At 65.9% G+C, this 3,277-nt stretch carries 4 protein-coding genes; 3 read left to right on the forward strand and 1 reads right to left on the reverse strand.

Translation table 11 applies throughout. The features are described from left to right. Positions 1-588 (reverse strand): LLM class flavin-dependent oxidoreductase (locus AC1D2K_RS32455; protein ID WP_478094264.1); only part of this gene is annotated, 588 nt, incomplete at its 3' end. A 197-nt stretch (positions 589-785) separates the two neighbouring features. On the opposite strand from AC1D2K_RS32455, the gene AC1D2K_RS32460 reads away from it, so the two are divergent. The 3 genes from AC1D2K_RS32460 to AC1D2K_RS32470 all read left to right on the forward strand — a co-directional run. Then, positions 786-1,220 carry a DoxX family protein gene (locus tag AC1D2K_RS32460; protein ID WP_478094265.1) on the forward strand — a complete coding sequence of 145 codons (435 nt, stop codon included), beginning with the start codon at positions 786-788 and terminating at the stop codon, positions 1,218-1,220. Between the two features lie 100 nt (positions 1,221-1,320). Continuing rightward, positions 1,321-2,349 (forward strand): sulfonate ABC transporter substrate-binding protein, encoded by a 1,029-nt coding sequence (locus AC1D2K_RS32465; protein WP_478094267.1) that lies wholly within the window; start codon positions 1,321-1,323, stop codon positions 2,347-2,349. A gap of 41 nt (positions 2,350-2,390) precedes the next feature. Beyond that, the coding region (locus tag AC1D2K_RS32470; protein WP_478094269.1) for an aliphatic sulfonate ABC transporter substrate-binding protein at positions 2,391-3,277 on the forward strand (887 nt) is incomplete at its 3' end.

Below are 3,277 nucleotides of genomic sequence, written 5' to 3' on the forward strand. Positions count from 1 at the left end.
GTGGTTCAGCGTGTGCAGGCGAGCCGGATCGAAGAAGCGGCCGCTCGCAGCATCGCGAATGAAGGCGTCGTCGGCCCAGCTGTCCCACAGGCCGGTCACGACTTCGTAAAACTCGCGCGCCCGCGCATAGCGCTCGTCGTGCGGCATGTGATCGTCGAGGCCGAAGTTGAGCGCCGCATCGGGGTTGGAGGTGGTGACGATGTTCCAGCCTGCCCGGCCCTCGCTCAGGTGGTCCAGCGAAGCGAAGCGGCGCGCGATGTGGAAGGGCTCGTCGAAGGTGGTCGACGCGGTGGCGACCAGGCCGATGCGCTCGGTGGCCTGGCTCAGCGCCGACAGCAGGGTGAACGGCTCGAAGGAGGTCACGGTGTGGCTGCGCTGGAGCGCCTCCATCGGCATGTTGAGCACCGCGAGATGGTCGGCCATGAAGAAGGCGTCGAAGCGCGCTCGCTCCAGTGTCTGCGCGAAGCGCTTCAAGTGCGCGAAGTTGAAGTTGGCGTCGGCGAAGGCGCCCGGATAGCGCCAGGCGCCGGTGTGAATGCTGACGGGGCGCATGAATGCACCCAGCTTGAGTTGGCGGGTCGAAGACATAGACCGCACTTGTACGCCGCGTCCGCCAAGCCGCCAAAGACCGATTGCTTGGATGCTTATGCAAGCCAACGGAAAGCGCATCTGCAAACTCGCATTCGTTCGTTGGCGGACGTGTTGTACGTCCGCAGAATTCGCCGGTCTGCTGCCGTGCATTTGACCGCACTGGCCTTCACTCCCTCCTTATTGATTGGCTCACCATGTCCTTTCGCAATCCCGAACTCCTGGCGCCCCGCGTCCTGTCCGTGCTGCGCATCGTCTCCGCTTTTCTGCTGATCCAGCATGGGTCGGCCAAGCTGCTCGGCTTTCCTCACGTCGCCTTTTTCGACAATCTCCAGATCCTGTCATTGCTCGGCGTGGCAGGCGTCCTGGAACTGGTCGGCGGCGTGCTGCTGCTGATCGGGCTCTTCACGCGTCCGACAGCGTTTGTCCTCTCGGGCTTGCTGGCGTTCGCCTATTTCATCGGCCATGCGACCAAGGGCTTCGTGGGGGTGCCGTTCTTGAACCAGGGCGAGGCGGCGGTGCTGTTCTCCTTCGTCTTCCTGTACATCGCTGCCGCTGGCCCGGGCCCCTGGAGCGTCGACGCACGCCGTGCACGCGCCTCCACACCGGCCGCCTTGCCAGCCGCCGCGTAGTCGGTTGATTTGGCTATATGCAACTGACTTAACGGTCGTTCCTCTTTCGACGACCTCTTTCGAGAATCGCGTCCGCTCTTAGACGATCCCAGGAATTCACATGTCGCCCGTCCCCGCAGAACACGTCCACCTCGACCCGCCGGAGGGCTCCCTCTGGCAGACCTTGCGCGATATCGTGCTCAGCGCGCTGGTCGTCTGTGCCATCGCGCTGATCACCGGCTTCCTCGCGGTGACCTCGGCCCATGCGCAAGCGGTCAAGGGCGAGCTGCGCATCGGCTACCAGAAGTCCGCGAGCCTGTTCGTTCTGCAGAAGGTCCAGGGGACGTTGGAGAAGAAGTTGCAGCCGCTCGGCTTCGGCGTCAAGTGGGTCGAGTTTCCGGCTGGCCCGCAGCTGCTCGAAGGCCTCAACGTCGGCGCGGTCGATGTCGGCTATGTCGGCGAAGCGCCGCCCATCTTTGCCCAGGCCGCGGGTGCCAGGTTCGTCTACTTCGGCTACGACCCGGCGGCGCCGCGGGCCGAAGCGATCCTCGTCACCAAGGACTCGCCGATCCGCTCGGTCGCCGATCTCAAGGGCAGGAAAGTGGCGCTCAACAAGGGCAGCAACGTGCACTATCTGCTCGTCAAGCAGCTCGAGAAGAACGGCCTCAAGCTCAGCGACATCCAGCCGGTGTACCTGGCCCCCGCCGATGGCCGTGCCGCGTTCGAGAGCAAGAACGTCGACGCCTGGGTGATCTGGGATCCGTTCCAGGCCGCTGCCGAGAAGGCCACCGGCGCCCGCGTGCTGGCCGACGGCTCGCCCGGCGTGGTCAACAACTACCAGTACTACCTGGGCGAGCGCGGCTTCGTCACGAAGAACCCGAAGGTGATCGAGGCGCTGTTCGAGGATTCGGTGTCGCAGGGCATCTGGCTCAAGAAGAACCTGCGCCAGGCCGCCGAGCTGATCGCGCCGCTGCAGGGCCTGCCGGTCGACGTCGTCGAACTCGCGTTGCAGCGCTACGAGTTCAACGTCAAGCCGATCACGCCCGACGTCGCGGCCGACCAGCAGAAGATCGCCGACACGTTCTTCGACTTGAAACTGATTCCGAAGGCCATCAAGGTCAGCGACGCCGTTGTCGCGGCCAAGCCATGAGGATGATTCGACGCCTGGCCCGGGCCCTGTTGGCCGTGGGCATGGTCGCGGYAGGCACGGTCGCCTTCGCGCAGGCCAGCCCGGTGGTGCGCATCGGCTACCAGAAGTCGTCGACGCTGATCGCCGTGCTCAAGGCGCAGGGGACGCTCGAGCGCGAGCTCGCGCCGCTCGGCGTCAAGTTGAGCTGGCACGAGTTCACCAGCGGCCTGCCGTTGCTCGAGGCGCTGAACCTCGACAACCTCGATTTCAGCGCCGACGTGGCGGACACGGTCCCGGTGTTCGCGCAGGCTGCCGGCGCGCAACTCACGTTCGTGGCCCAGGAGGCGCCTTCGCCGACCGCGCAGGCGATCGTGGTGCGAGCCGACTCGCCCCTCAAGGCCCTGAGCGACCTCAAGGGCAAGAAGATCGGGGTCGCGAAAGGCTCCGGGGGCCACTACCTTCTGCTGGCCGCGCTCGACAAGGGCGGGGTCGCGTTGAAGGACGTCGAGGTCGCGTACCTGACACCGGCCGACGGTCGCGCGGCTTTCGAGAAGGGCGCGATCGACGCCTGGGTGACCTGGGATCCGTTCTTCGCGGCAGCGCAGCGCCAGGCCGGCGTGCGCGTGCTGGTCGACGGTTCCGGCATCGCTTCCTATCAGCGCTACTACCTGGCCTCGACGAAGTTCGCACAGGCGCGTCCCGATGTGCTGCGCGTGATCTACGCCGCGCTCGACAAGGCGGGCAAGTGGGTCAAGAGCAATCCCCGCGACGCCGCGGAATTGCTGGCGCCGGTGTGGGGGCTGGACGTCGCCACCATCGAACAGGCCAACGCGCGGCGCAGCTACGAAGTCCGCCCGGTCGTGACGGGCGGCCTCGGCGAGCAGCAGCGCATCGCCGATGCCTTCTTCGCCGAAAAACTGTTGCCACGGCGGGTCGACACCCTCCAGGC

It is taken from the genome of Variovorax sp. P1_H12_2 (assembly GCF_056405335.1).